Below are 5,766 nucleotides of genomic sequence, written 5' to 3'. Positions count from 1 at the left end.
GTGGTCCTCGCTGCCCGTGGCCCTGACGACGGTGGCCGGGCCCCCCGCCGTCCGTCCGTCAGCCCGCGGTCGCGTGCCGCGATCCGTACGCGATCAGGGCCGCCGCCGCCGACAGCGCGGCCACCGTCGTCAGGGCCACGGGCAGCGAGGACCACTGGGCGAGGAAGCCGATCGCGGGCGGCCCCAGCAGCATGCCGCCGTAGCCCAGGGTGGACGCGGCGGCGACGCCGCCGGGTCCGGCCAGCGCGCCCGCGCGGGCCACCGCCACCGGGAAGATGTTGGCCAGGCCCAGGCCCATCACCGCGAACCCGGCGAGCGCGAGCCACACCGTCGGCGCGAGCGCGCCGAGCAGCATCCCGGCGGTGGCCGTGGTGCCGCCCGCGACCAGCGCGCGGGTCTGGCCCAGGCGTTCGAGCAGGAAGGTGCCGCTGAGCCGGCCCGCCGTCATGGCCAGCGCGAACAGGGAGTAGCCGATGGCGGCGATACCGGGGGCCGCGTCGAGGTCCTGCTCCAGGTGGAGCGCGCCCCAGTCGGCCATGGCCCCCTCCCCGTACGCCGTGCACAGCGCGATCACACCGAACAGGAGGACCAGTCGGCGGGCCCGGCCGTCGGGCCGCCGGCTGCGCGCGTGCGGCAGCGTGGGATGCGCGGGGGCCGGGTGGCGGAGCAGGACCGGTCCCGCGAGGGCGGTGACCAGGAGGCCGAAGCCGGTCAGGGTGAGCAGGTGCGCGGTGGGGGAGAGGCCGCCCGCGACCACCGCGCCGATGCCCGCGCCCAGCATCCCGCCGAGGCTGAAGGCGGCGTGGAAGCTGGGCATCACCGGGCGCCGCAGGGCGGCGACCAGGTCGACGGCCGCACTGTTCATGGCGACGTTGATCCCGCCGTACGCGGCGCCGAAGACCAGCAGGACCGCGCCCAGTGAGAGCGCGGAGTGCGTCTGTGCCGGAAGGGCGATGGCCAGCGCCATCAGGGCGCCGCAGGCCACGGTCACCGGGTGGCTGCCGTAGCGCCGGCAGAGCCGGCCGGTGATCACCATCGTCACCACGGCGCCCCCGGAAACGCCGAGCAGGGCCAGGCCGAGGTCACCGGCCGAGGCGCCGGTCTGCTGCTTGATGGCCGGGATACGGACCACCCAGCCGGCGAAGAGGAATCCGTCGAGGGCGAAGAACACGGTCAGGGCGGTGCGGAGGCGGAGCAGGGAGGGCGCGGGGGTGTGCGCGCCGGGTCCTGCCGGCAGGGCCGTCCGCACTTTGTTTAGTAGCGGCACAAACTCAGGATAGGGGGCGACGGCCCTCACGGACAACCCGTTTCCCCCGGCACTGCTCGGTCCCCGCGGTGGCCGGCCGGTGAGCGGCGGGTGAACGGGGGCCCGGGCCGGAGGGAATGCCTCCGTGCTGGATCATGGGAGACTCGCCCCCATGAACGGCAAGGCGACGCACACCAAGACGAGACTGGACCGGGGCCGCGGGGCGCTCGGACCCGCGCTCGAACTGGTCCACACCGGCCGCGCGCCCACCCGCGCCGTCCTCACCGCCGAGCTGGGCGTCACCCGGGCCACGGCCGGGGCGGTCGCCGCCGAACTCGAAGCGCTCGGCCTCATCCAGGTCGACTCCCGCCCCGGCGCCGCCGCCGGTTCCCAGGGCCGCCCCTCGCACCGTCTCGCCGTCAACGACTCGGGTCCGGTCGCCCTCGCCGCCCAGGTGCACGCCGACGGGTTCCGGGCCGCGCTGGTCGGCCTCGGCGGGCGGACCATCGCCACCGCCCCCGGCTGTGTCACGGTCTCCGCCGACCCCGCACAGGTGCTGGGCGAGGTCGTCCGCGCGGGCGCGGAACTGCTGCGCGGCAGCGGGCTGCGCTGTGTCGGCGCCGGTCTGGCCGTGCCCTCGGCCGTCGCGGAGCCCGACGGCACCGCGCTCAACCCGCTGCACCTGGCCTGGCCCGCCGGGGCCCCGGTGCGCGAGATCTTCGCCGAGCAGGTACGGGCGGCGGGCATCGACGGTCCCGCCTTCACCGGCAACGACGTCAACCTCGCCGCCCTCGCCGAGCACCGCCACGGCGCCGGGCGCGGCGCCCAGCATCTGCTGTGCGTGGCCACCGGTCACCGGGGCGTGGGCGGTGCCCTCGTCCTCGACGGCCGTCTGCACACCGGCAGTTCGGGACTGGCGCTGGAGGTCGGCCACCTCACCGTCAACCCCGAGGGCCGCCCCTGCTACTGCGGCGGGCGCGGCTGCCTCGACGTGGAGACCGACCCGCTCGCGTTCCTGACGGCGGCGGGCCGCGACCCCGGCCCCGAGGTCTCGCTCCTGGAGCAGTCCCGCGAGCTGCTGCGCACGGAGTACGAGGACATGTCGGTGCGCGGGGCGGCCGAGGAGCTCGTCGACCGGCTCGGCCTGGGCCTGGCCGGGCTCGTCAACATCCTCAACCCCGACCGGATCATCCTCGGCGGACTGCACAAGGCACTCCTGGAGGCGGACCCGGACCGTCTGCGGGCCGTCGTGGCCGACCGCAGCCTGTGGGGCCGCAGCGGGGGTGTGCCGATCCTGGCGTGCTCGCTCGACCACAACAGCCTGGTGGGGGCGGCGGAGTTGGCGTGGCAGCCGGTACTGGACGACCCGCTGCGGGCGCTGGGGTGAGGCCGTCCGGGCCATAAGGCCGTGCGCGGCTCCCCGCGGCGCCTACGGTGTGCGCAGCGCGAACGCCTCCGCCGGGTTCGCGACCATCACCCGCTCCACCAGCTCCCGGCCCAGGGCGAGTTCGAGCCGGGGCCGCACCCGGCGCAGCAGATACGGCATGCCCGGCGTGTCCGGAGTCACCGTGTCCCCGCCGAGCAGCAGCCGGTCCGCGAACCCCGCGTCGGCGAGCGCCTCCAGCGCCTCAGGCATCCGCCAGTCCGTGGCGTGATTGGCCCGTGACGGCCCGTCGAAGCCCAGATAGGCGCCCTCGGCGGCGGCCAGCCGGTGCACGGCGAAGTCCGGCGAGCGGTTGAGATGGCCGAGGATCACCCGGTCCGGCGAGACCCCCAACTCCCCGCAGAGCAGGTCGAGTACGTCCAGGGCCCCCGTGCCGAGCTCCAGGTGCACGGCGACGGCCGCGCCCGTGCGGTGCTGGGCCTCGGCGGCGGCGCGCAGGGTCAGCCGGGCGTGCGCGTCGAGCCCGTGGAACCCGCCCGCGACCTTGATCAGCCCGGCCCGTACGCCGTCCGTGCCCGCCACCCCCGCGGTGATCTCGCGCACGAACAGCTCGGCGAGCGAGTCGCGTACGGAGTCGAGCAGTTCGGGTGCGTAGTGGACCGCCTGGTGCAGCCCGGTGGCGGCCACGACGTGGACCCCCGACCGCCGGGAGAGCTCCGCGAGCCGGTCCGCCCGGCGGCCCATTCCGTACGGTGTCCACTGCACCACCGTGCCGCCGCCGAGGTCGCGGAAGGCTGCGAGGCGGGCCGCCGCGTCGTCGGCGTCGTCGAGCTCCTGGCCCGGCAGCAGCGGGCTGCGGATGAAGAGGTGGTCGTGCGCGTCCACCACACCGAGCCGGTCGCCCGGCACATCGCCGAGCACCGTACGGACGACGCCGCTCACCAGTGCCGTCCCCGGGTCAGCGCGGCGCGCTCCGACGCCGACAGGTGCAGCACCTCGAACCGGTCGCCCGGCGCCTCTGGGATCTCCTGCTCCCAGAGGGTGAGACGCAGCAGCTCCCAGCGGCGCGGGTCGACCGCCACCGCGCTCGCCACCGCCCCCGGCCCGGCCGCCCGCTCCAGCTGTCCGGCGACGAACTCGGCGGGGCGTACACCCTCCGGCATCGCGAGGCGCTCACGGGTCGCTGAGCGGGGCGCGGCACCCGCCGCCTCCCCTTCCTCGTACGACAGCCCCATCCAGTGCTGGACCTCGGGGCGGCCGAAGTCGTCCACGATGCCCTGGAAACCCGGGCCCCAAAGGAAGGAGTTCATGCCCTCGGGGGTGTTCCAGAGGTAGAAGGGCGCATAGGCGTTCACCGGCGAGCCGGCGCCGCGTTCGCGGATCAGATACGCCTTGAGGCCCAGGCCGGGGAAGGCGTCGAGGAGATGGCCCCGGGTGGCGACCCGGGTGCGGATGATGCCCATGTCGTAGTCGGCGGGGAGGGTGATCTCGTACTGAAGCGCGTGCACGGCGTACTCCTCAGGAAGCGGACGACGGGTAGGCGTCGGCGTCGACATGGCGGTCCCAGTCGACGGCGGTGCCGTCCGGCGCCGTCTCGACGACCGCGAGATGCGTCATGAACGTGTGCGGTCCGGCGCCGTGCCAGTGCCACTCGTCCGGCTCGATCCAGACGGTGTCGCCCGCCCGGACCGGCTCGACGGGACCGCCCCGGCGCTGCACCAGGCCCTCGCCCTCGGTGATCTGGAGAACCTGGCCGTGCGGATGGCGGTGCCAGGCGGTGTGGGCGCCCGGGGCGAAGTGGACGCTGAACATCCGCAGCCGTGACGGAGACGGGGGCGCGGCGATCTCGTCCAGCCAGACCGTGCCCGTGAAGTGCTCGGCCGGGCCGCGCGTACTGGCGGGGCGTCGACGGGTGACCTGCATGGCTGCTCCTCGGCGTTGATCAGGGGGTACGGGGGGCGAGCAGGGCGAGCAGACCGCGCACGCCCGCGTCGAAGGCGGCGGGCGAGCCGGACGCGCGGGCCAGGACATAGCCGCCCTGGACGGTCGCGACCACCGTCGCCGCGACCTCCTCTGGCACCAGGGGAGCGGTGAACTCGCCCGCGTCCAGGCCTTCCTGGACGATCGCGGCGAGCCGGCCGCGCAGCCAGTCGATCGTCTCGGTGACGGGCGCGCGCAGCTCCTCGCTCGCGATGACGTCCGGGTCCATGGTCAGCCGGCCCACCGGGCAGCCGCGCAGCACATCGCGCTCGCGCAGCAGATAGCCGCGGATGCGTTCGTACGCGGTGCCCCCGCCGCCGAAGGAGGCCTCGGCGCTCGCACGCAGCTCGTCGGCGGTGCGCCGGATGGCGGCGAGCGCCAGATCCGGCTTGCCCGTGAAGTGGTGGTACATGCTTCCCTGGCCCGCACCCGCCTGCTGCTGGATCGCCTTGGGGCTGGTGCCGACATAGCCCCGCTCCCACAGCAGCTCCCGGGTGGCCTCGATCAGACGCTCTGGGGTGCTCATGATCCGTACTGTACATACTAGTAGGTACAGAATCCAGAGCGGATCGCGGGGAAAGGGCGTCCCGGTGCGGCCGTTCGGAGCAGTCGCGCGTGCCCGGGCTACTCCCCGGGGGGTATGCCGGGTGCCGCCGGCCGTACGACGCGCCGGAAGCCGCTCGGGAGGAGTCTCGAAAGCACCACGGGACCAACCCCTACCGAGGAGCCGATCACGATGAACACCCTGGCCTACGACGGACCCGGACCCTGGATCCTCTTCTTCCCGGTGGTCTGGGCGGCGGTGATCTTCACGGTCGTGACCCTGCTGCGGCGCACGGTCCGCCGTGGCGGACGCGGCCCCTGGCATCCGCCCTTCGGCGGCCCCCGCCCCTACGGCGACCGGCCCCCGCTCGACGAGCGCTCACCGCTCGCCGTGCTCGGCCGCCGGTTCGCCGCCGGTGAGATCGACGAGGAGGAGTACTGGCGGCGGCTCTCCGTCCTGGACGAGGAGTTCGGCCGCGGCAAGAGCGGTGCGGCCTGACCGCCGCCCCGCGCGCCCCCGCCGCCCGGCCCGTTGGGGCGCGGGCGGCGGGGGCGCGGCGAGGAGCGGGCCGGCCGCCGCGGCGGGGGCGCGGCGAGGAGCGGGCCGGCCGCC

7 protein-coding genes are annotated in these 5,766 nt (G+C 75.1%); 2 read left to right on the top strand and 5 right to left on the bottom strand.

Annotated features, from left to right (window positions below; genetic code table 11):
- Positions 1–58: 58 nt before the first annotated feature.
- The gene (locus ACJA3G_RS28130; RefSeq protein ID WP_406555845.1) at positions 59–1,267 is read right to left on the bottom strand and encodes an MFS transporter; all 1,209 of its coding nucleotides are present in this window, start codon (positions 1,265–1,267) and stop codon (positions 59–61) included.
- Between the two features lie 151 nt (positions 1,268–1,418).
- On the opposite strand from ACJA3G_RS28130, the gene ACJA3G_RS28125 reads away from it, so the two are divergent.
- Positions 1,419–2,633, top strand: coding sequence for an ROK family protein (locus ACJA3G_RS28125; protein ID WP_406555844.1), 1,215 nt, complete (start codon positions 1,419–1,421; stop codon positions 2,631–2,633).
- Positions 2,634–2,675: 42 nt separating this feature from the next.
- On the opposite strand, the gene ACJA3G_RS28120 is transcribed toward ACJA3G_RS28125, so the two are convergent.
- From ACJA3G_RS28120 to ACJA3G_RS28105, 4 genes are read right to left on the bottom strand one after another with little or no spacing between them, the layout of a single operon-like run.
- Positions 2,676–3,572: a phosphotriesterase gene (locus ACJA3G_RS28120; RefSeq protein WP_406555843.1), complete on the bottom strand. Its 897-nt coding sequence runs from the start codon at positions 3,570–3,572 to the stop codon at positions 2,676–2,678.
- A complete protein-coding gene (locus ACJA3G_RS28115) occupies positions 3,569–4,138 on the bottom strand; it encodes a DUF4865 family protein (RefSeq protein ID WP_406555842.1) in 570 nt (189 codons plus the stop codon). The genes ACJA3G_RS28120 and ACJA3G_RS28115 overlap by 4 nt, the downstream gene beginning before the upstream one ends.
- 10 nt (positions 4,139–4,148) lie before the next feature.
- The gene (locus ACJA3G_RS28110) at positions 4,149–4,553 is read right to left on the bottom strand and encodes a cupin domain-containing protein (protein WP_406555841.1); all 405 of its coding nucleotides are present in this window, start codon (positions 4,551–4,553) and stop codon (positions 4,149–4,151) included.
- A gap of 19 nt (positions 4,554–4,572) precedes the next feature.
- Positions 4,573–5,136 carry a TetR/AcrR family transcriptional regulator gene (locus ACJA3G_RS28105; protein WP_406555840.1) on the bottom strand — a complete coding sequence of 188 codons (564 nt, stop codon included), beginning with the start codon at positions 5,134–5,136 and terminating at the stop codon, positions 4,573–4,575.
- Positions 5,137–5,346: 210 nt separating this feature from the next.
- Here ACJA3G_RS28105 and ACJA3G_RS28100 point away from each other — a divergent pair, with 210 nt between their 5' ends.
- Positions 5,347–5,652: an SHOCT domain-containing protein gene (locus ACJA3G_RS28100; protein ID WP_406555839.1), complete on the top strand. Its 306-nt coding sequence runs from the start codon at positions 5,347–5,349 to the stop codon at positions 5,650–5,652.
- The last annotated feature ends 114 nt before the right edge of the window (positions 5,653–5,766 follow it).

It is taken from the genome of Streptomyces sp. YS-3, assembly GCF_045257485.1.
GTDB lineage: Bacteria > Actinomycetota > Actinomycetes > Streptomycetales > Streptomycetaceae > Streptomyces.
This window is presented reverse-complemented; position numbering and strand designations above follow the sequence as displayed.

What these genes read in the sequence shown, in the direction of transcription:
- ACJA3G_RS28125 (WP_406555844.1), top strand. Translation starts at nt 1,419, where the DNA reads ATGAACGGCAAGGCGACGCACACCAAGACGAGACTGGACCGGGGCCGC.
- ACJA3G_RS28110 (WP_406555841.1), bottom strand. Translation starts at nt 4,553, where the DNA reads ATGCAGGTCACCCGTCGACGCCCCGCCAGTACGCGCGGCCCGGCCGAG.
- ACJA3G_RS28105 (WP_406555840.1), bottom strand. Translation starts at nt 5,136, where the DNA reads ATGAGCACCCCAGAGCGTCTGATCGAGGCCACCCGGGAGCTGCTGTGG.
- ACJA3G_RS28100 (WP_406555839.1), top strand. Translation starts at nt 5,347, where the DNA reads ATGAACACCCTGGCCTACGACGGACCCGGACCCTGGATCCTCTTCTTC.